This window comes from Buttiauxella cochleicola, from assembly GCF_021282405.1.
Lineage (GTDB): Bacteria > Pseudomonadota > Gammaproteobacteria > Enterobacterales > Enterobacteriaceae > Buttiauxella > Buttiauxella massiliensis.
Genome location: NZ_JAJSOU010000026.1, coordinates 15,943 through 34,863 on the forward strand (window position 1 = coordinate 15,943; position 18,921 = coordinate 34,863).

General features: G+C 49.8%; 18 protein-coding genes and 1 tRNA gene. 14 read left to right on the plus strand and 5 right to left on the minus strand.

All coding sequences use genetic code 11. The features are described from left to right. Positions 1 to 135: 135 nt before the first annotated feature. Both radD and rplY read left to right on the plus strand, forming a co-directional pair. The gene (radD, locus tag LVQ79_RS21750; RefSeq protein ID WP_232866884.1) at positions 136 to 1,896 is read left to right on the plus strand and encodes a DNA repair helicase RadD; all 1,761 of its coding nucleotides are present in this window, start codon (positions 136 to 138) and stop codon (positions 1,894 to 1,896) included. Between the two features lie 125 nt (positions 1,897 to 2,021). After that, positions 2,022 to 2,306, plus strand: a complete 285-nt coding sequence (gene rplY, locus LVQ79_RS21755) for a 50S ribosomal protein L25 (RefSeq protein WP_034497069.1) — start codon at positions 2,022 to 2,024, stop codon at positions 2,304 to 2,306. 49 nt (positions 2,307 to 2,355) lie between these two features. On the opposite strand, the gene yejK is transcribed toward rplY, so the two are convergent. Beyond that, positions 2,356 to 3,363, minus strand: coding sequence for a nucleoid-associated protein YejK (gene yejK / locus LVQ79_RS21760; protein ID WP_151994509.1), 1,008 nt, complete (start codon positions 3,361 to 3,363; stop codon positions 2,356 to 2,358). A 201-nt stretch (positions 3,364 to 3,564) separates the two neighbouring features. On the opposite strand from yejK, the gene LVQ79_RS21765 reads away from it, so the two are divergent. The 3 genes from LVQ79_RS21765 to LVQ79_RS21775 all read left to right on the plus strand — a co-directional run bounded on the left by LVQ79_RS21765 (position 3,565) and on the right by LVQ79_RS21775 (position 5,732). Then, the gene (locus LVQ79_RS21765) at positions 3,565 to 3,792 is read left to right on the plus strand and encodes a YejL family protein (protein WP_034458713.1); all 228 of its coding nucleotides are present in this window, start codon (positions 3,565 to 3,567) and stop codon (positions 3,790 to 3,792) included. A 19-nt stretch (positions 3,793 to 3,811) separates the two neighbouring features. Continuing rightward, positions 3,812 to 5,578 (plus strand): LPS biosynthesis-modulating metalloenzyme YejM, encoded by a 1,767-nt coding sequence (gene yejM / locus LVQ79_RS21770; RefSeq protein WP_232866887.1) that lies wholly within the window; start codon positions 3,812 to 3,814, stop codon positions 5,576 to 5,578. A 77-nt stretch (positions 5,579 to 5,655) separates the two neighbouring features. Continuing rightward, positions 5,656 to 5,732: transfer RNA gene (locus tag LVQ79_RS21775), tRNA-Pro, on the plus strand. Between the two features lie 91 nt (positions 5,733 to 5,823). Here LVQ79_RS21775 and LVQ79_RS21780 read toward each other — a convergent pair. Beyond that, complete coding sequence (locus tag LVQ79_RS21780; protein ID WP_232866911.1) at positions 5,824 to 7,089, minus strand: Y-family DNA polymerase; 1,266 nt, start codon at positions 7,087 to 7,089, stop codon at positions 5,824 to 5,826. Next, positions 7,089 to 7,445, minus strand: coding sequence for a translesion error-prone DNA polymerase V autoproteolytic subunit (umuD, locus tag LVQ79_RS21785; protein ID WP_232866890.1), 357 nt, complete (start codon positions 7,443 to 7,445; stop codon positions 7,089 to 7,091). The genes LVQ79_RS21780 and umuD overlap by 1 nt, the downstream gene beginning before the upstream one ends. A gap of 247 nt (positions 7,446 to 7,692) precedes the next feature. Here umuD and LVQ79_RS21790 point away from each other — a divergent pair, with 247 nt between their 5' ends. Beyond that, positions 7,693 to 8,973 carry a DUF445 domain-containing protein gene (locus LVQ79_RS21790; RefSeq protein WP_232866892.1) on the plus strand — a complete coding sequence of 427 codons (1,281 nt, stop codon included), beginning with the start codon at positions 7,693 to 7,695 and terminating at the stop codon, positions 8,971 to 8,973. A 32-nt stretch (positions 8,974 to 9,005) separates the two neighbouring features. Here LVQ79_RS21790 and LVQ79_RS21795 read toward each other — a convergent pair whose 3' ends face one another. After that, the gene (locus tag LVQ79_RS21795) at positions 9,006 to 9,155 is read right to left on the minus strand and encodes an AcrZ family multidrug efflux pump-associated protein (protein WP_064512573.1); all 150 of its coding nucleotides are present in this window, start codon (positions 9,153 to 9,155) and stop codon (positions 9,006 to 9,008) included. A gap of 128 nt (positions 9,156 to 9,283) precedes the next feature. On the opposite strand from LVQ79_RS21795, the gene modE reads away from it, so the two are divergent. The 7 genes from modE to gpmA all read left to right on the plus strand — a co-directional run bounded on the left by modE (position 9,284) and on the right by gpmA (position 17,077). Beyond that, positions 9,284 to 10,075: a molybdenum-dependent transcriptional regulator gene (gene modE, locus LVQ79_RS21800; RefSeq protein ID WP_232866894.1), complete on the plus strand. Its 792-nt coding sequence runs from the start codon at positions 9,284 to 9,286 to the stop codon at positions 10,073 to 10,075. A gap of 76 nt (positions 10,076 to 10,151) precedes the next feature. Then, on the plus strand, positions 10,152 to 11,621 hold the full coding sequence (gene modF, locus LVQ79_RS21805; RefSeq protein WP_232866896.1) for a molybdate ABC transporter ATP-binding protein ModF: 1,470 nt from the start codon (positions 10,152 to 10,154) through the stop codon (positions 11,619 to 11,621). Positions 11,622 to 11,856: 235 nt separating this feature from the next. Further along, on the plus strand, positions 11,857 to 12,873 hold the full coding sequence (gene galE / locus LVQ79_RS21810) for a UDP-glucose 4-epimerase GalE (protein WP_232866898.1): 1,017 nt from the start codon (positions 11,857 to 11,859) through the stop codon (positions 12,871 to 12,873). A 9-nt stretch (positions 12,874 to 12,882) separates the two neighbouring features. Next, the gene (gene galT / locus LVQ79_RS21815) at positions 12,883 to 13,929 is read left to right on the plus strand and encodes a galactose-1-phosphate uridylyltransferase (RefSeq protein ID WP_232866900.1); all 1,047 of its coding nucleotides are present in this window, start codon (positions 12,883 to 12,885) and stop codon (positions 13,927 to 13,929) included. A 3-nt stretch (positions 13,930 to 13,932) separates the two neighbouring features. Then, positions 13,933 to 15,081, plus strand: a complete 1,149-nt coding sequence (galK, locus tag LVQ79_RS21820; protein ID WP_232866903.1) for a galactokinase — start codon at positions 13,933 to 13,935, stop codon at positions 15,079 to 15,081. Continuing rightward, complete coding sequence (gene galM, locus LVQ79_RS21825) at positions 15,075 to 16,115, plus strand: galactose-1-epimerase (RefSeq protein WP_232866906.1); 1,041 nt, start codon at positions 15,075 to 15,077, stop codon at positions 16,113 to 16,115. Before galK ends, galM begins: the two co-directional genes overlap by 7 nt. A gap of 209 nt (positions 16,116 to 16,324) precedes the next feature. Continuing rightward, on the plus strand, positions 16,325 to 17,077 hold the full coding sequence (gene gpmA, locus LVQ79_RS21830) for a 2,3-diphosphoglycerate-dependent phosphoglycerate mutase (RefSeq protein WP_064512586.1): 753 nt from the start codon (positions 16,325 to 16,327) through the stop codon (positions 17,075 to 17,077). 63 nt (positions 17,078 to 17,140) lie between these two features. Here the strand turns inward: gpmA and aroG are convergent, their stop codons facing one another. Next, positions 17,141 to 18,193: a 3-deoxy-7-phosphoheptulonate synthase AroG gene (aroG, locus tag LVQ79_RS21835; protein ID WP_232866909.1), complete on the minus strand. Its 1,053-nt coding sequence runs from the start codon at positions 18,191 to 18,193 to the stop codon at positions 17,141 to 17,143. Between the two features lie 325 nt (positions 18,194 to 18,518). On the opposite strand from aroG, the gene LVQ79_RS21840 reads away from it, so the two are divergent. Next, a complete protein-coding gene (locus LVQ79_RS21840) occupies positions 18,519 to 18,890 on the plus strand; it encodes a YbgS-like family protein (RefSeq protein WP_151994519.1) in 372 nt (123 codons plus the stop codon). Positions 18,891 to 18,921: the final 31 nt, after the last annotated feature.

An 18,921-nucleotide genomic window follows, 5' to 3' on the forward strand; every position in this document is an offset into this window, starting at 1 on the left:
ATCAGCCCGTTTATATGGGTAAAATTCGTTTGCCTGTTAATTAGTTTGCCAGTATAGCCGGATAGAAAAGTCTCTCAAGCTAAAACCCTGTTTCATGGCATAATCGCCGCTGATGTTTCACAGACCTGATCAATAATGTCCTTTACCTTACGCCCCTACCAACAAGAAGCAGTAGACGCCACGCTGCACTATTTCCGTAAAAACATCACCCCTGCGGTGATTGTGCTGCCTACGGGCGCGGGAAAAAGTCTGGTGATTGCCGAACTTGCCCGTGTGGCGCGAGGACGAGTGTTAGTACTTGCACACGTTAAAGAGCTGGTCGCGCAAAACCATGCAAAATATTGCGCGCTTGGCCTGGAAGCCGATATTTTCGCTGCCGGTCTACAACGCAAAGAGAGCAATGGCAAAGTTGTTTTCGGTAGCGTCCAGTCTGTAGCCCGCAATCTTGAGCAATTCCACGGCGAGTTTTCGTTGCTGATTGTCGATGAATGCCACCGCATTGGTGATGCCGACGATAGCCAGTACCAGCAAATCCTCGCACATTTACGCACGGCAAATCCTAAACTGCGTCTGCTTGGCCTGACCGCAACACCCTATCGGCTGGGGAAAGGCTGGATCTACCATTTTCACTATCACGGCATGGTTCGTGGCAATGAAAACGCCCTGTTCCGCGACTGCATTTACGAATTACCGCTGCGTTACATGATTAAGCACGGCTATTTAACACCACCTGAGCGGCTGGATATGCCGGTGGTACAGTACGACTTCAGCCGTTTGCAGGCGCAATCGAACGGTTTATTTAGCGAAGCTGATCTTAACCGTGAACTGAAACAACAAAAGCGCATCACCCCGCATATCATCAGCCAGATTGTTGAGTTTGCCGCCGACAGGCGCGGCGTGATGGTTTTTGCCGCAACAGTCGAGCACGCAAAAGAAGTAACAGCACTGCTGCCCGCAAATGATGCGGCACTGATTACTGCCGACACTCCTGGGCCCGCACGCGATACATTAATAGAGGCGTTTAAAAACCAGCAATTCCGTTTCCTGGTTAACGTTTCCGTGCTCACCACCGGCTTTGACGCACCGCATGTCGATTTGATTGCTATTTTGCGCCCGACAGAGTCTGTCAGCCTTTATCAACAAATTGTTGGTCGCGGTTTGCGCCTGGCTCCCGGTAAAAAAGATTGCTTGATACTGGATTACGCTGGAAATCCCCATGACCTGTTCACGCCCGAAGTCGGCGCGGTGAAAGGCAAAAGCGACAATGTGCCCGTCCAGGTCTTTTGCCCTTCATGCGGTTTTGCCAACACCTTTTGGGGCAAGACCACCAGCGACGGCACATTGATTGAACACTTTGGCCGCCGCTGCCAGGGCTGGTTTGAAGATGACGACGGCGCACGCGAACAATGTGATTACCGCTTCCGTTTCAAAAATTGTCCGCAATGTAATGCAGAGAACGATATTGCCGCCCGTCGCTGCCACCAGTGTGACCATGTTCTGGTCGATCCCGACGATATGTTAAAAGCCGCACTGAAATTGAAAGATGCCCTGGTGCTGCGCTGTGGCGGAATGACGCTGCAACACGGCGGCGACGAAAAAGGTGACTGGCTAAAGATTACCTATTTTGATGAAGATGGCGCAGATGTCAGTGAGCGCTTCCGCCTGCAAACACCCGCCCAACGTATGGCTTTCGAGCAGCTATTTATTCGGCCACACAGCCGTGCACCAGGCGTGCCGCTACGTTGGATAAACGCCGCTGATGTTGTGGCTCAGCAATCTGCACTTCGCCACCCGGATTTTGTCGTCGCACGCAAGAACGGCAACTTCTGGAATGTGCGGGAAAAGGTATTTGATTACGAAGGACGCTTCCGCCGGGCAAATGAATTACGCGGCTAAAGGTTCTTTTAATTGCTGATGTCGCGTGGAATGGCTATAATGCGCCCGCTTTTGCATCCGCAAAGCAGATCACTTACCTGTTGCTGGGTCGCCTGTAACAGGATTATTTAAGAGAGAAACAGTTAATGTTTACTATCAATGCAGTAGAACGCAAAGAGCAGGGCAAGGGTGCGAGCCGCCGCCTGCGTGCAGCTAACAAATTCCCGGCAATCATCTATGGTGGTTCCGAAGCTGCGATCTCTATCGAACTGGATCACGACAACGTAATGAACCTGCAAGCTAAACCAGGTTTCTACGAAGAAGTTCTGACTCTGGTTGTAGACGGTAAAGAAGTTAAGGTTAAAGTTCAGGCTGTTCAGCGTCACCCGTTCAAGCCAAAACTGAGCCACATCGACTTCGTTCGCGCTTAATCGCGAATTTAGTTCGAAAAAAAACCCGCTTCGGCGGGTTTTTTTATGGCTATTTTCCAGAACTGCGACGTTGTAACTGGTCGCGCAGATTCGGTGGCGTGCCCTTAATGGTCAGCGTGTCAGTCGCTGGATCCCAGTAAATACGCTCACCAAGTAGCATCGCATCAAAACTAATCGTTAACCCACCACCGCTACCGGCGAATTTGGTTAACTGGCGCAATGTTCCACGGTCAGCCGGGAAACTTTCTTCAAGTTCATAGCCTTTATCAGCAGTGAACTGCTGGAAGTTTTTGTCGTCAACAGCCCAGGGTAACTCGTCTGCAAGGGAAGAAAGTTCGATCTCTTCTCCCGCCTGGAGTTGCTCGTTACAGTAGGCATAAACCTGCTGACGCGCGGCCTGACGCTCATTTTTATCCAGCTGCGCTTCGTTGGTGAAATCATCCAGCGCTTGCAACAAGCCCTTGTTCTGCGCTTTAGCGTTCAAGCCTTCGCTAGCACCGAGGAAATCCATAAAGAAGTCAGAAACTTTGCGCCCCACTCGCCCTTTCAGGAAAGTCAGGTAACGCGTGGATTCCGGGTTGGTTTCCCATTCGGTCAGATCGATACGCGCCACGATATCGGCGTGGTTGATATCCAGGTGATGCGTAGAACTGATATCCAGCTCTTCGTTGACGCGCATGCTGCTTAAATTGTTCAGCACCGCTACCAGTAAATATTCCACCGCCAGGTAGCGATATTCGCAAAACAGCACAATGCCGCCATCAGCAAATGGATATTTTGCCAGCTCATCACGCAAACGACCGGTCGCAGCACGGCTGAAGGCGAGGAAATCCTCATCACCTTTTCGCTGTGAACGCAGGGCTTGCGCTAATTCACTCTCTTCGCTGAACAGACCATATGCTTTATTTTTTGCACTATATACGCGGTGCAATTCGGCCATCATTTCTTCTACGGCGCCGTTCGTTGCCAACAGAGAATCACGCAGCACGACTTCAAGTGTCTGTTCGCCGCGTTTGATCAACTGGTGTAAGGCAATCTGGTTGATATCCAGACTCATGATAAACTCTCCTTTTAAACTCGGCGGTATTCAACCATTGCCAGAAGCCTTGTGCAACCTCCCCTAAATAATTCGGGCGGCAAGAAGGCAGCCAACGCACGTGCAGCTTGAAGTATGAAGGGGGAAAGATAAAAAAGCAGAAAAACAGGTCCTTCTACGGTAAGATAACGCCCTTTCCTGAATCTAATTGATTGTTAATTTATGCCACAAATATCCCGTTATAGTGACGAACGCGTCGAAGAACTGTTGAGTGAACTGGCGAGCGTGCTGGAAAAGCACCAAACGCCAACCGATCTTTCCCTGATGGTGCTGGGAAATATGGTCACCAACCTGATTAATACCAGCGTAGCTTCTGCTCAACGCCGCTCGCTGGCTCGCTCTTTCGCAGAGGCACTGCAAGCCTCCGTGAGCGAAGACAAAGCTCATTAAGGGATTGTAGTTACACGTTATGGTGACTAATCGTCAGCGCTACCGCGAAAAAGTTTCCCAGATGGTCAGTTGGGGACATTGGTTCGCCCTGTTCAATATCCTGCTGGCAACGCTGCTGGGTAGCCGCTATCTATTTGTCGCTGACTGGCCGGCAACACTCACGGGTCGTATTTATTCCTGGCTGAGTGTTATCGGTCATTTTAGTTTTGTGGTTTTCGCCACTTACCTGCTGATTCTCTTCCCGCTGACCTTCGTTGTCATGTCACAGCGCCTGATGCGCTTTATCTCGGCAGCGCTTGCTACTGCAGGCATGACACTTCTGCTTATCGACAGCGAAGTCTTTACTCGCTTCCATCTCCATCTTAATCCGATTGTCTGGGAACTGGTGATTAACCCCGACCAGAGTGAAATGGCGCGAGACTGGCAGCTGATGTTTATCAGCGTACCGGTAATTTTATTGATTGAAATGCTGTTTGCGACCTGGAGCTGGCAGAAACTGCGCAGCCTGGGGCGTCGTAAACATTATGCAAAACCTGTTGTTGTGCTGTTCTTCGTCGCATTCTTCAGCAGCCATATTATGTATATCTGGGCTGATGCGAATTTCTATCGCCCGATTACCATGCAGCGTGCCAACTTGCCGCTCTCCTATCCAATGACAGCCCGTCGTTTCCTCGAAAAACATGGCCTGCTGGATGCGAAGGAGTACCAACGTCGCCTGGTGGAACAGGGTAATCCTGAAGCTGTATCGGTACAGTACCCGCTTAGCGATCTGCAATTCCGTGATATGGGCGCGGGCCACAATGTATTGCTGATTACCGTCGATGGTCTGAACGCTGAATACGCGCCGAAAAACTTGCCGAACCTCAACGAATTTGCCGCCAGCAACATTAACTTCAAGCAACATATGAGTGCTGGTAACGGTACCGACAGCGGTATTTTTGGCCTGTTCTATGGGATTTCGCCTGCGTATATGGACGGTGTTTTATCAGCCCGAATCCCAGCAGCATTAATTACTGCATTGAACCAACAAGGTTATCAATTGGGGCTGTTCGCTTCCGATGGTTTTGACTCGTCGATGTACCGCCAGGCCCTGTTGTCTGACTTCTCTTTACCTTCAGCGCAGAGCCAATCTGACGGACAAACAGCCTCGCAATGGATTAACTGGCTGACGCAGTACGCATCTGATGACAACCGTTGGTTCTCGTGGGTTGCCTTTAACGGCACCAGCATCACGGCAGATACTAATCAGCAAGCCTTTGCTCGCCACTATGCGCGTGCAGCTGGTAACGTTGATGAGCAAATCAAACGTGTGCTTGATGCGCTGGAAGCCTCAGGCAAGCTCCAGAATACAGTTGTGATTATTACCGCAGGCCACGGTGTGCCTCTTGGCAAAGAGCAGCAAGACTCCTTCGCATGGTCACGTTCACGAATTCAGGTGCCACTGGTTATCCATTGGCCGGGCACACCTGCACAGACCATTACGAAGCTCACCGATCACCAGGATGTCATGACAACGCTGATGCAGCGCCTGCTTCATGTCAAAAACCCAGCGAATGAGTATTCACAAGGTGAAGACTTGTTTGCCGCAACACGCCGTAATAACTGGGTAGTTGGTGCTGATAACAACAGTCTTGCAATTACTTTGCCGACCATGACGCTGGTGCTTGATAACAATGGCAACTACCGGATGTACGATTTGAAAGGCGAAAGCATCAAAGAAACCAAGCCTCAACTTGGGTTATTGCTGCAAGTGCTAACTGATGAGAAGCGCTTTATTGCCAACTGATTGTATATTTATGAAACAGTTAGCAATAAGCCGTCTTGCAAACGATCGCCAGATAAGTAGTATTATTTTTTATGCTTCGGCACGTAGCGCAGCCTGGTAGCGCATCGTCATGGGGTGGCGAGGGTCGAGAGTTCGAATCTCTCCGTGCCGACCAGCAACCTCTTAGAAAGCAGCCTATTATGGCTGCTTTTTTATGTCTGTATTTTGAGCTAAGGGAAACTTTCCAGCCACTTTCTCGCCCTTTATTACACCCTCAATACATCTGAAGCTCGAGTCGTATAACGCGGTGACAACATCGCTCTTTTCATCTGCCATGGCTGCTCAATCCCCTGCCCTGCAAAATAGATAGTCCCTTTACCTTTCTTCTGATTAATGCCGTCTATCACCTGCATCAGCATTTCGCTGTTGGCCCGTGGTGGGTTTTCATCAAACAGAGTAAGTTGCGCGATGCCCTGGCTAAAAAAATCGCCCAGCATAACCCCGCCTTTTTGATAATGCTGGCCACTTCTCCAGATAGCTTCCAGGCAGCGCGTGGCGGCAGCGATAATATCTCGACTATCCTGCGTAGGTGTCAGCAATTTCACCATCGCCTGGTTGCCATAGTAGGGTTCATTCGCAGAGAAAGGTGATGTTTTGACGAAGGCAGAAATATGTCGGCAATACTGGTGCTCAGCTCTGAGTTTTTCTGCGGCGCGTGCCGCATAACTACAAATAGCCTGACGCATATGTTCGTACTCGGTAAGCCGCTCGCCAAAGGAGCGAGAGCAAATAATTTCCTGTTTTGTCGGCGCAAACTCTTCAAACCCCAGGCAAGATTCACCGCGCAGTTCACGTACCGTACGCTCCAGCACAACAGTAAAGTGTTTACGAATAAAACGAATATCCGCATCCGCCAGCTGTAGTGTGGTTTTAATACCCATGGCATCAAGCTTTTTACTGATTCGGCGACCAATTCCCCAGACTTCACTAACAGGAAACGCCGCCATTAATTGGCGTTGCCGCTCGCGACCAGACAGATCAACAACACCACCCGATTCTAGCGGCCACTTTTTCGCTGCGTGGTTCGCAAGCTTCGCCAAAGTTTTTGTCTGGGCTATTCCCACGCCCACTGTTAAATGCGTGCGTTGCAAAAGAACGTCACGAATCTCCCGGCCAAATTCTTTCAGATTGCGACAATTTCGCACCCCAGAAAGATCGCAAAAAGCTTCATCAATGGAGTAAACCTCAACACGCGGGCATATTTCCTCCAGCGTCGTCATCACCCGATAAGACATATCGGCGTAGAGTTCGTAATTACTGCTGAAGGCAACGACACCTTTTTGCCGGAAAAGATCCTTCTGCTTGAAATACGGCCCTCCCATTTGCACACCACAGTTTTTAGCCTCGGCATTACGCGCAATAATGCAGCCATCATTGTTACTTAGCACAACCACTGGCTTGCCTTTCAGGTCGGGCCGAAAGATAGCTTCACAGCTCGCGTAAAAACTATTCACGTCCACCAGAGCAAACATCATTCACTCGCCGATTTCACAATGAAAGTGACGACACCAAATATCTCAAGCCCTTCATCGGTTCCGATAAAGGTAGGTTTGTAGGCACGATTGAGTGGCATTAACTGAATCACCGGCCGAAGCTGTAACTGCCTGACAATAAATTCGCCATTGATTGCTGCAATCACAATATTGTTATGCACCGCCGTCTTAGCGCTATCGACCACCAGTAAATCATCCTTACCGATTCCACCGTTGATCATCGAATCATCCGAAGCACGCACGAAATACGTGGCTGTAGGGTGTTTAACCAGCAAGTCATGAAGATTAATGCTCTGCTCGGCATAATCCTGCGCCGGTGATGGAAAGGCGCCCATGGTTATGCTCCATCACTTGCTGATAAACCAAAAACAAAAAGAGTCAGCGCTGCCATATAATCCCCCAACAAGAATAACTGTATATATATACAGTATCGTTAAATGAGCGCACCAGGCAAGTCGCTTGCAAAAAGATTTTTATAACAATTTGAAGAGGTGGGAAATTTAGTTAATCGAAATCGATCGAGATGAATCTCACCCCAAATTTGCCCTACCGCTTCAGTCCTCACCGTTCTATGCTTAGTTGATGGAGAAAATGACTGAACTGAAACGCACCAAGCGCCTTGCGCTTTCCTTGCTGCTGATTGCGGCTGTGACTTTTGTGATAACCCTCTTTTTGCCACCGGGATTCTGGGTTAGCGGCTTAAAAGCGATTGCTGAAGCTGCTATGGTCGGTGCACTCGCTGACTGGTTTGCCGTTACCGCGTTGTTTCATCGCGTGCCGATTCCTTTTATTTCCCGCCATACGGCAATTATTCCTCGTAACAAAGACCGCATTGGTGAAAACCTGGGCATCTTTGTGCAGGAAAAGTTTCTTGATACTCAATCACTCATAGCGCTGATTCGCCGCCATGAACCGGCGCATATGATTGGCCAGTGGTTCAGCAAGCCCGACAATGCGCAGCGCGTTGGGCAGCATTTGCTGCAAGTGATGAGCGCGTTTTTGGACTTAACAGACGATGCGCGTATTCAGCGTTTAATCCGCCAGGCGGTACATAAGGCAATTGATAAAGTCGATTTAACGCATTCAAGTGCTCTGCTGCTGGAAAGTCTGACCAAAAATAACCGCCATCAGGAATTGCTCGACGCCGTGATTGCTCAAATGCTCACGCTGATTAAGCGTGACAGTACGCGGGTGTTTATTGCCCACCAGATTGTGCGCTGGCTGGAAACGGAGCACCCACGTAAAGCCAGCATTCTGCCGACAGAATGGCTGGGGGAACATAGCGCCCAGTTGGTTTCCAATGCGGTGAACTCGTTTCTCGATGATGTCAGCCACGATCAGGGCCATCAGATTCGCCAGGCATTCGACCGCGCTACATTAAAGCTTATCGAGAATCTTAAGCACTCGCCGCAGATGGCGGAAAAAGCAGACAGCATCAAGAGTTATTTGAAAGAGGATGAGGCGTTTAACCGCTATCTGGGCGAACTTTGGGGCGATTTGCGGCAATGGCTGAAGGTTGATGTTAATGCTGAGGACTCGCGTGTGAAACAGCGAATTGCTGAGGCTGGACAATGGCTTGGGGAAACGCTAGTTGCTGACAGCGCGTTACGCGCTTCATTAAACGAGCATCTGGAGCAGGCAGTACAAAAGATTGCCCCTGAGTTTGCTACGTTCCTGACTCGCCATATTAGCGATACGGTGAAAAGCTGGGATGCCCAGGATATGTCGCGGCAAATCGAGCTGAATATCGGCAAGGATTTACAGTTTATCCGCATTAACGGCACGCTAGTTGGGGGATCAATCGGGCTGGTGTTGTACCTGCTATCGCAGATACCGGCGGTACTACCGCTGCTAAACTTCTAAAGAAAACGCCCGCATCAGCGGGCGTTAGAGAATCAATGGTTTTGTTTCGGTTGGTCGTTGTGACCGACTTTTGAGAAGACGTTAAAGACTTCACCCAATCCATAGATAAGTCCGAGGATCACCGCCATAACGATTGGCACCATGACCACGGCAAACACCAAGCTTTTCAATAACTCTAACATGGATGCCTCCAACAAAAGTGAGAACGGCTATTCTAACGACCTGACAGAAAAACGCACTCTCCTTTTGTGCGATTTGCCCAACCCCGCGCAATAGGGGAAAATGGCGTTTTCCTTATTACGGAGCGGTTATGCAAGCTGAAATTTTACTGACGCTGAAACTCCAGCATCGGCTGTTCGCCGATCCACGTCGTATCGCGCTACTTAAACAAATACAACATACCGGCTCAATTAGCCAGGGTGCGAAGCTTGCAGGCATCAGCTACAAAAGTGCCTGGGATGCCATCAATGAGATGAATCAGTTAAGCGATGAGACATTAGTTGAACGAGCAACAGGCGGTAAAGGCGGTGGCGGCGCGATACTTACACGTTATGGTGAACGTCTTATCCAACTGTATGAACTGCTCGCGCAAATCCAACAAAAAGCCTTTGATGTGCTGCGTGATGACGCGCTACCACTCGATAGTCTACTCGCTGCAATTTCACGATTCTCATTGCAAACCAGCGCCCGTAATCAGCTTTTTGGCACTGTTCTGCATCGCAACAGCGAGCAAGTACAACAGCACGTCGATATCTTACTGGCTGATGGCACCACACGTTTGCAAGCAGCAATTACGCGTCAAAGCGCAGAACGCCTGGGTTTGAGCGAAGGCAAAGAAGTCCTTGTTTTGATTAAAGCGCCGTGGGTGGAAATCACCACCGATACAAAACGTGCCAGCGGCGCAGACAACCAGCTCGCTGGCATTGTCAGCAATATTCAGCAAGGTGCGGAACAAAGCGAAGTTCTGGTGCAATTGCCTGATGGACAAACGTTATGTGCGACCGTTCCGAATAACGTGGTGGAAATTCAGAAACTGGTAGAAGGTGCTGAAGTCATAGCATTTTTTAATGCCGATCGAGTGATTATCGCCACTCTGTGCTAAAAAAACCTGGCGAATTGACAACAAGACAGGCAATCCGTAAATCTGAGTTTAATGACTGCAAAAAATGGGATGATCTATGTCGACGTTGCAAATTTCGCAAGGGATATTTCACCTTAGCGATACCCGAACTCTGGCCCTCAATGATTTAACCATTAACGCCGGTGAAAGCTGGGCGTTTGTGGGCGCTAACGGTAGTGGGAAATCAGCCCTCGCCCGTGCACTTGCGGGTTCCCTACCCGTACAGAAAGGCGAGCGCCAGTGCTCGTTTTCTCGTATTGCTCATCTTTCCTTTGAACAGCTGCAAAAATTGGTCAGCGATGAATGGCAGCGCAATAACACTGACCTGTTGAGCCCGGACGAAGACGACACGGGTCGCACGACGGCGGAAATTATTCAGGATGAAGTCAAAGATGAAAACCGTTGCCAGAAACTAGCGCAGCTTTTTGGTATTACCCCGTTACTGACTCGCCGTTTTAAATACCTTTCAACCGGAGAGACGCGCAAAACGCTGCTTTGCCAGGCGCTGATGTCGCAGCCTGATTTGCTTATTCTCGACGAACCGTTTGACGGGCTGGATGTGCAGTCCCGTGAACAATTGGCAGGGCTATTAGGTGAACTAAGCACACAGGGTTACACCGTGGTGCTGGTGCTTAATCGCTTCGATGAAATCCCTGATTTTGTACAGCATGCTGGCGTGCTGGCAGATTGTGCGCTGATTGAAGTGGGCGAAAAACAAAAACTGCTGGAACAGGCGTTAATTGCGCAGCTTGCCTACAGCGAAAAACTAACAGGCGTTGCGCTGCCAGAAGCTGATGACCCAAGTGCTCGTTACACTCTGCCTACCGATCAGCCGCGCATTATTTTGCGTGATGGTGTGGTGGAATATAATGAGCGGCCTATCCTGCACAAGCTTTCCTGGACGGTAAACCCTGGTGAACACTGGCAAATTGTTGGCCCCAACGGGGCGGGTAAATCAACATTATTGAGCCTGGTAACTGGCGATCATCCACAAGGCTACAGTAACGATCTGACACTGTTTGGCCGCCGTCGCGGCAGCGGCGAAACCATCTGGGATATCAAAAAGCATATCGGTTACGTCAGCAGTAACTTACATCTGGATTATCGCGTGAGCACCACAGTAAGAAACGTTGTTCTGTCTGGGTATTTTGATTCGATTGGCATTTATCAGGCTGTTTCGGACCGTCAGCATAAACTTGCCCGCGAATGGCTGAACATGCTCGGTATGGATAACGCCATCGCTGATGCGCCATTCCATAGTCTGTCATGGGGCCAGCAGCGCCTTGCCTTGATTGCCCGTGCATTGGTTAAACACCCAACGATATTGATTCTGGATGAACCACTACAAGGGCTCGATCCATTAAACCGCCAGTTAGTGCGTCGTTTCATTGATATTTTGATTGGTGAAGGGGAAACGCAATTACTGTTTGTCTCTCACCATGCCGAAGACGCGCCTGAATGCATCACTAAGCGGCTGACTTTCGTTGCTAATGACGACGCTTATCGCTACGAGTTTGAAGATTTATAGCGCCTGAAAGATAAAGCCCTTTCCGCCGGGGTGGCTACGTTTTCGTTTTGCCACCCTACTTTCAGACAACCCGCAACATCCTCGTAGCTACCATTTGTTTTATAATCATTTTTACTGCTAAAGGCCGCCGTTGAAATACTAGTGTAAGCGATTCCACTAATTTATCCCATGTCACACTTTTGCCATCTCTGTTATGCTATGTTTAATACATACCATACGCGTAATGGAGAGCAAAATGAGAGTATTGGTAACAGGTGGTAGCGGTTACATTGGCAGTCATACCTGCGTGCAACTACTGCAAAATGGTCATGATGTCGTCATTCTGGACAATTTGTGCAATAGCAAACGTAGTGTGCTGCCAGTAATTGAACGTCTTGGCGGCAAACACCCTCTGTTCATTGACGGCGATATCCGTGATGAAGCATTGCTGGCTGAAATTTTCCACGATCATCAAATTGATGCCGTAATCCATTTTGCCGGGCTCAAAGCCGTTGGCGAATCGGTTAACAAGCCGCTGGAATATTACGACAACAACGTTACCGGCACCTTGCGCCTGATTTCTGCCATGCGCGCGGCTAATGTCACCAACTTCATCTTCAGTTCATCTGCAACAGTTTATGGCGACCAGCCGCAAATCCCTTACGTTGAAAGTTTCCCAACCGGCACACCTGCAAGCCCATATGGCCGCAGCAAGTTAATGGTTGAACAGATTCTGGCTGACTTGCAAAAAGCCCAGCCAAACTGGAGCGTGGCGCTGCTGCGTTACTTCAACCCGGTTGGCGCACATCCATCAGGCGATATGGGCGAAGACCCGCAAGGCATTCCCAACAACCTGATGCCGTACATCGCGCAGGTTGCAGTAGGACGTCGTGATTCACTGGCAGTCTTTGGTAACGATTACCCAACCGAAGACGGTACTGGCGTGCGCGACTACATTCACGTTATGGATCTTGCCGATGGCCATGTTGCAGCAATGCAAACACTACAAGGCAAGCCTGGCGTGCATATTTATAATCTCGGCGCAGGCGTTGGTAGCAGCGTGCTGGATGTGATCAACGCTTTCAGTACCGCTTGCGGCAAGCCGGTGAATTATCACTTCGCCCCGCGCCGTGAAGGTGATCTCCCCGCTTATTGGGCAGATGCCACCAAAGCCGATCAAGAACTTAACTGGCGTGTCAGCCGGACTCTGCAAGAAATGGCAGATGATACCTGGCGCTGGCAGTCTCGCCATCCTCAAGGTTATCCAGACTAAGGAAATGTGATGGAGCAGTTTAACCCGGTGGATCATCCACATCGCCGTTTTAACCCCCTAACCGGACAATGGATTCTGGTCTCTCCACATCGGGCTAAGCGCCCATGGCAAGGGGCCCAAGAAACACCATCACAGGAAACATTACCGACGCACGATCCGGATTGTTTCTTGTGTCCCGGAAATACGCGCGTCACTGGCGATAAAAATCCGCAATATACCGGCACTTTTGTTTTTACTAACGACTTTGCCGCGTTGATGACGGACACGCCAGACGCGCCTGAAAACAGCGATCCACTTTTACGTTGTGAAAGCGCTCGCGGTACCAGCCGGGTTATCTGCTTCTCCCCAGATCACAGCAAAACGCTGCCGCAACTTTCCGTAACAGCACTGGAAGAAGTGGTCAAAACCTGGCAAGAACAGACTGCGGATCTGGGTAAAACCTATCCGTGGGTGCAGGTTTTTGAAAATAAAGGCGCAGCAATGGGCTGCTCCAACCCGCATCCGCACGGCCAGGTTTGGGCAAACAGCTTCCTGCCAAACGAAGTGGCACGTGAAGATGTGCTGCAGCGTGAATACTTTGCCAAAAATGGCTCGCCGATGTTGGTCGATTACGCACAGCGCGAGCTTAAAGACGGCAGTCGTACGGTGGTAGAAACCGAACACTGGATTGCTGTAGTGCCTTACTGGGCCGCGTGGCCGTTCGAAACGCTGCTGCTGCCAAAAGCCCATATTCTACGCATCACCGATCTTAGCGCCGAGCAAAGCAGCGATTTGGCCCTGGCGCTGAAAAAACTGACCAGCCGTTACGACAACCTTTTCCAGTGCTCATTCCCGTATTCCATGGGCTGGCACGGTGCACCGTTTAACGGTGAGGAAAATGGTCACTGGCAGTTACACGCTCATTTCTATCCGCCACTGCTGCGTAGCGCAACAGTGCGTAAATTTATGGTCGGCTATGAAATGCTGGCTGAAACCCAACGTGATTTAACCGCAGAGCAAGCCGCAGAACGCTTGCGTGCCGTATCCGATATTCACTTTCGCCAATCCGGAGAATAAAAAATGAGTCTGAAAGATAAAACCCAACATCTCTTCGCCGAACAATTTGGTTATCCGGCGACCCATACAATTCAGGCTCCAGGCCGGGTTAACCTGATTGGCGAGCACACCGATTACAATGATGGCTTTGTGCTGCCTTGTGCTATCGATTACCAAACGGTGATCGGTTGCGCGAAGCGTGACGACCGTCTGGTGCGCGTGATTGCTGCAGATTACGATAACCAAACAGATGAATTTTCGCTCGATAAGCCAATTCTGAGCCACGACACACAACAGTGGTCCAACTATGTTCGCGGTGTCGTTAAACATCTGCAAAAGCGTGATAAAAACTTCGGCGGCGCAGATTTAGTGATTAGCGGTAACGTGCCACAAGGTGCAGGCCTGAGTTCATCGGCATCACTGGAAGTCGCGGTAGGTACTGTGTTCCAGAAGCTTTATCACCTGTCGCTTGATGGCTCGCAAATTGCCTTAAATGGCCAGGAAGCTGAAAACCAATTCGTCGGCTGTAACTGCGGCATCATGGATCAGTTGATTTCAGCGTTAGGCAAAAAAGATCACGCATTGCTGATCGATTGCCGCACGCTCGGCACTAAAGCGGTTTCGATGCCGAAAGGCGTTGCTGTCGTCATTATCAACAGTAACTTCAAACGTACTCTGGTAGGCAGCGAATACAACACCCGCCGTCAGCAATGCGAAACCGGCGCGCGTTTCTTCACGCAGAAAGCACTGCGCGACGTTGAGCTCTCCAAGTTTAATGAAGTGGCTCATGAGCTTGACCCGATTGTTGCGAAACGCGTACGCCACGTCCTGACTGAAAACATCCGCACCGTAGAGGCCGCTGATGCGTTGGCAAAAGGTGATTTAAAACGTATGGGCGTACTGATGGCTGAATCTCACGCTTCTATGCGCGATGATTTTGAAATCACCGTGCCACAAATCGATACTTTAGTTGAAATCGTCAAAGCGACTATCGGCGACAAAGGCGGTGTACGTATGACCGGCGGCGGCTTTGGCGGCTGTATCGTTGCATTGATCCCGGAAGAGTTGGTTCCAGCGGTTCAGCAAGCGGTTAAAAAACAGTACGAAGCCAAAACCGGCATCAAAGAAACCTTCTATGTATGCAAACCTTCGGAGGGCGCAGGCCAATGCTAAGAGAAACGCCACAGCTCGCACCTGACGGGCAACCCTTCCGCATCTCCACCCTGCGCAATAGCGCGGGGCTGGTGGTTACGGTCATGGACTGGGGCGCTACGCTGCTGTCGTGTCGGGTGCCGATGAAAGATGGAACCGTGCGTGAAACGCTGCTTGGCTGCGAAACGCCGGAAGATTATCTGAATCAATCCGCTTATCTGGGTGCAACCGTTGGGCGTTATGCCAACCGCATTGCTAACAGCCAGTTTGAGCGCGATGGCGTCACTGTTAAAGTGACAGCAAATCAGGGCGCACATCAGTTGCATGGTGGGCCTGATGGTTTTGACAAACGCCGCTGGCGGATTGTGCGCCAGAATGAGCATGAGGTGCTATATACACTTGATTCTCAAGACGGCGACCAGGGATTCCCCGGTGAGTTGCGCGCAACTGCGCGTTATGCCCTTACCGAAGATAACTGTATCACCGTCGAATTCCGTGCCAAAACCAGTAAACCATGCCCGGTAAATCTGACTAATCACGCTTATTTCAATCTCGATGGTAAGCAAAACGATATTCGTCAACATCGTCTTCAATTGCTGGCAGATAGCTATTTACCCGTCGACAGCAACGGTATCCCGCAAGCTGGACTTGCTGATGTTACGAACACAGGCTTTGATTTTCGCACAGCAAAAACTATCGCCGATGATTTCCTGCATGACAACGACCAGGTGTTGGTGAAAGGCTACGACCACGCTTTCTTGTTGCAGGCGCAAGGTGATGCCAGCCTGCCCGCTGCACATGTCTGGTCGAGCGATGATAAACTGCAAATGACGGTCTATACCACCGCCCCTGCTCTGCAGTTTTATAGCGGAAATTACCTGGAAGGAACACCAGCAAGGGAGCAAGGTACCTATAGTGCTTATCAGGGCCTGGCGCTCGAAAGCGAGTTCCTGCCGGACAGCCCAAATCACCCTGAATGGCCACAACCCGATTGCTGGTTACAGCCAAATGAAGAGTATTTAAGCATTACAGAATACGAGTTTATTGCGCTTTAAATTTTTCGCCCTCCACAATGGAGGGCGAATCTTATCCTGATCGCTGGATTTCCCACCGTTTAGCGACAAAAATATAACAACCATTCACATCCACCTTACACTCCACACTCTTTTTCGCTATGTTAAACGTTTAGCATTGCCGCTTGCCCCTTTGCGGCAATATAATGATAATCGTTATCATTAATCGCAGGCTTATTAAGGAGTAAACTATGGCTGTTACTAAGCTGGTTCTGGTTCGTCACGGTGAAAGCCAGTGGAACAACGAAAACCGCTTCACCGGTTGGTATGACGTTGATCTGTCTGAGAAAGGTAAAACTGAAGCGAAAGCTGCAGGTAAACTACTGAAAGATGAAGGCTACTCTTTCGACTTTGCTTATACCTCAGTGCTGAAACGTGCCATCCATACACTGTGGAATATCCTTGATGAACTGGACCAGGCATGGCTGCCAGTTGAGAAATCCTGGAAGCTAAATGAGCGCCACTACGGTGCACTTCAGGGTCTGAACAAAGCTGAAACTGCTGAGAAATACGGTGATGAGCAAGTTAAGCAATGGCGCCGTGGCTTTGCTATCACGCCTCCAGAGCTGACGCGTGATGACGAACGTTTCCCAGGCCATGACCCACGCTATGCAAGCCTGAGCGATAAAGAGCTGCCGGTAACTGAAAGCCTGGCGCTGACTATCGATCGCGTTATCCCTTACTGGAACGAAACCATTCTGCCACGCATGAAAAGCGGCGAGCGTGTGATTGTTGCCGCTCACGGTAACTCCCTGCGTGCATTGGTTAAATTCCTCGATAACCTAAGCGAAGACGAAATTCTTGAGCTGAATATCCCAACTGGCGTGCCGTTGGTGTATGAGTTCGACGAGAACTTCAAACCGCTGAAGCGCTACTATTTGGGCAATGCTGATGAAATTGCAGCAAAAGCCGCAGCAGTAGCAAACCAGGGTAAAGCGAAGTAATTCGTTAGATGTGAAAAAGGCGTGGTGAGAACCACGCCTTTTTTATTGTTATCGCGTTAAAACTTAGCCGCGGCGTGCTTTTACTGCATCAGCCAGCTGGCGCAGTACGGTTTCGGTATCTTCCCAACCGATACATGCATCGGTCACGCTCTTGCCATAAACCAGCGGCTCGCTACCTTCCAGGTTCTGGTTGCCTTCTACAAGATGACTTTCAATCATCACACCAGTAATCGCAGCATCACCACCAGAAATTTGCTGGCAAACATCTGTGCACACTTCCATCTGCTTCTTAAACTGCTTGCTGCTGTTCGCGTGGCTGAAGTCGATCATCACTTGGGCAGGCAGGCCAGCTTTTTGCAGATCGGTTTTCACCTGAGCAACATGCGCTGCGCTGTAGTTTGGCTCTTTACCGCCGCGCAAGATGATGTGGCAGTCGCCATTTCCGCTGGTAGTAACGATGGCAGAGTGGCCCCATTTGGTCACAGACAGGAAGCAGTGTGGCGCACCAGCTGCATTGATCGCATCGATCGCAACTTTCATGGTGCCGTCAGTGCCATTTTTGAAGCCAACCGGGCATGAAAGGCCAGACGCCAGCTCACGGTGAACCTGAGATTCTGTAGTACGTGCACCAATGGCACCCCAGCTCATCAAGTCCGCCAGATACTGCGGGGTGATCATATCCAGGAACTCACCTGCCGCTGGTAGACCAGAGTCGTTGATATCCAGCAATAACTTACGGGCAATACGCAAGCCATCGTTGATCTGGTAGCTGCTGTCCATATGCGGATCGTTGATCAGACCTTTCCAGCCCACCGTTGTGCGTGGTTTTTCGAAGTAGACACGCATAACGATTTCCAGCTCACCTTGCAATTCTTCACGCAGTGTCAATAAGCGCGCGCCATACTCTTTCGCCGCTTTGATATCGTGAATTGAGCAAGGGCCAATGACAACCAGCAGGCGATCATCATTTCCTTTCAGAATTTTATGAATCGCTTTGCGCGCGCCAGATACGGTTGCGGCGGCTTTTTCAGTGGCGGGGAATTTTTCGAGCAGCGCTACTGGCGGTAAAAGTTCGTTGATTTCTTTAATACGTAAGTCGTCATTCTGATAATTCATGATATTTCCGGGAATGGCCTTGAGATTTAGCTTAGTTGCAATCCTTTCAATCTATCGCTTCAGACCTGAAGTGTAAACGGGCTTTTACACTTCAGGCAGAATATTCCTGGAAACGACCTAAAAAGCGTCAAAAAATGGTAAAAACCCGGTTTCCCGCTACAATTTTTAATTGTTAACACTGAAAAACACTCAATTAGCAAAATTGTATTCTGATGCGGCTTTCATGGCTGACATATTTAGCCGATAAAAGCACCAGGCACAGAATAAAGCCAGTGCACTGTTGGAAGAAGTTATCCAGCAATAACGACCATAACAGGAGCATTAAATGAATAAATTAACTGCACTTTTCCTGACAGCAACCCTTTCTGTAGCAAGCAGTCTGGCAATGGCCGCTGAAACCAGCGGGAGCAATAACGGCCAGGCAAACGCAAGTGCCGAAGCAGGCCAGGTTGCACCCGACGCGAATCAGAATCTCGCACCCAAAAACGTCGATAATAGCAATATCAATAATGGCGGCACTATGCTTCATCCTAATGGCTCAACCAGCAGCAGCGGTATGACCAACGATGGGATGAGCAAAGATGAAATCCATAAAAATTCGATGTGTAAGGACGGGAAATGCCCGGATATGAACAAAAAGGTAGAAACCGGTAGCGGAGATGACGTGAACACGAAAGTGGACGGCACCTCGCAGTAAATTAAGCCCGGAAAATAAAGGGGAGAGCTTA

What these genes read in the sequence shown, in the direction of transcription:
- radD (WP_232866884.1), top strand. Translation starts at nt 136, where the DNA reads ATGTCCTTTACCTTACGCCCCTACCAACAAGAAGCAGTAGACGCCACG.
- rplY (WP_034497069.1), top strand. Translation starts at nt 2,022, where the DNA reads ATGTTTACTATCAATGCAGTAGAACGCAAAGAGCAGGGCAAGGGTGCG.
- yejK (WP_151994509.1), bottom strand. Translation starts at nt 3,363, where the DNA reads ATGAGTCTGGATATCAACCAGATTGCCTTACACCAGTTGATCAAACGC.
- LVQ79_RS21765 (WP_034458713.1), top strand. Translation starts at nt 3,565, where the DNA reads ATGCCACAAATATCCCGTTATAGTGACGAACGCGTCGAAGAACTGTTG.
- yejM (WP_232866887.1), top strand. Translation starts at nt 3,812, where the DNA reads ATGGTGACTAATCGTCAGCGCTACCGCGAAAAAGTTTCCCAGATGGTC.
- LVQ79_RS21780 (WP_232866911.1), bottom strand. Translation starts at nt 7,089, where the DNA reads ATGTTTGCTCTGGTGGACGTGAATAGTTTTTACGCGAGCTGTGAAGCT.
- umuD (WP_232866890.1), bottom strand. Translation starts at nt 7,445, where the DNA reads ATGGGCGCCTTTCCATCACCGGCGCAGGATTATGCCGAGCAGAGCATT.
- LVQ79_RS21790 (WP_232866892.1), top strand. Translation starts at nt 7,693, where the DNA reads ATGGAGAAAATGACTGAACTGAAACGCACCAAGCGCCTTGCGCTTTCC.
- LVQ79_RS21795 (WP_064512573.1), bottom strand. Translation starts at nt 9,155, where the DNA reads ATGTTAGAGTTATTGAAAAGCTTGGTGTTTGCCGTGGTCATGGTGCCA.
- modE (WP_232866894.1), top strand. Translation starts at nt 9,284, where the DNA reads ATGCAAGCTGAAATTTTACTGACGCTGAAACTCCAGCATCGGCTGTTC.
- modF (WP_232866896.1), top strand. Translation starts at nt 10,152, where the DNA reads ATGTCGACGTTGCAAATTTCGCAAGGGATATTTCACCTTAGCGATACC.
- galE (WP_232866898.1), top strand. Translation starts at nt 11,857, where the DNA reads ATGAGAGTATTGGTAACAGGTGGTAGCGGTTACATTGGCAGTCATACC.
- galT (WP_232866900.1), top strand. Translation starts at nt 12,883, where the DNA reads ATGGAGCAGTTTAACCCGGTGGATCATCCACATCGCCGTTTTAACCCC.
- galK (WP_232866903.1), top strand. Translation starts at nt 13,933, where the DNA reads ATGAGTCTGAAAGATAAAACCCAACATCTCTTCGCCGAACAATTTGGT.
- galM (WP_232866906.1), top strand. Translation starts at nt 15,075, where the DNA reads ATGCTAAGAGAAACGCCACAGCTCGCACCTGACGGGCAACCCTTCCGC.
- gpmA (WP_064512586.1), top strand. Translation starts at nt 16,325, where the DNA reads ATGGCTGTTACTAAGCTGGTTCTGGTTCGTCACGGTGAAAGCCAGTGG.
- aroG (WP_232866909.1), bottom strand. Translation starts at nt 18,193, where the DNA reads ATGAATTATCAGAATGACGACTTACGTATTAAAGAAATCAACGAACTT.
- LVQ79_RS21840 (WP_151994519.1), top strand. Translation starts at nt 18,519, where the DNA reads ATGAATAAATTAACTGCACTTTTCCTGACAGCAACCCTTTCTGTAGCA.